The organism is Pantoea sp. sgz302252, from assembly GCF_042610525.1.
GTDB lineage: Bacteria > Pseudomonadota > Gammaproteobacteria > Enterobacterales > Enterobacteriaceae > Erwinia.
The window spans coordinates 36673-37161 of the sequence record NZ_JBHDVM010000006.1 but is presented as its reverse complement, the minus strand read 5'-3'; the positions used below and the strand labels follow the sequence as shown (position 1 = coordinate 37161).

At 64.4% G+C, this 489-nt stretch carries 1 pseudogene; it reads right to left on the bottom strand.

What is annotated here, in order from left to right:
* Positions 1-489: pseudogene (gene lacZ, locus ACETPC_RS12435) on the bottom strand (beta-galactosidase); the annotation flags it as partial.

Below are 489 nucleotides of genomic sequence, written 5' to 3'. Positions count from 1 at the left end.
CCGGTGCGAGACTTCTCGCAGCTGCTCGGTGCTGTAGCGGCTCAGTGAAAACGCAAAGTCGCCATCTACCTGCACCGCGCCAGCGGTCAGCGATTTCGTGCCGCCGCGCAGGCCATTCTCACAGGGGAAAACGTAGGGCGTATGCAGTGCGGCCAGCGGCAGCGTCCAGCGGGAAAACTGCGCCGCGAGCTGACGATCCGCATAGTTTTCGTGCGGCCCCAGCCCCAGCCAGCTTGCCGTGGCGGGCGCTTCCCGCAGCTGGCAGCGCAGGCCGATCCTTGCCGGAGCGGGCAGCCCGGCTGCCAGCGCAACCTCGATTTCGATCTGCATCTTTCCTGAGCCGTCGATACGATAGCGCTTGCGGCTGAGAAACTTTAGCGCCTGCTGATGGCGCCAGGCGTGCAGCGTTTCTAGCTGTACGCTGTCGTTAAGGGCATCGCAGCGCATCTCCAGCAGCTTGCTTTCCAACTGGTCGAAACCGGCGCGCCG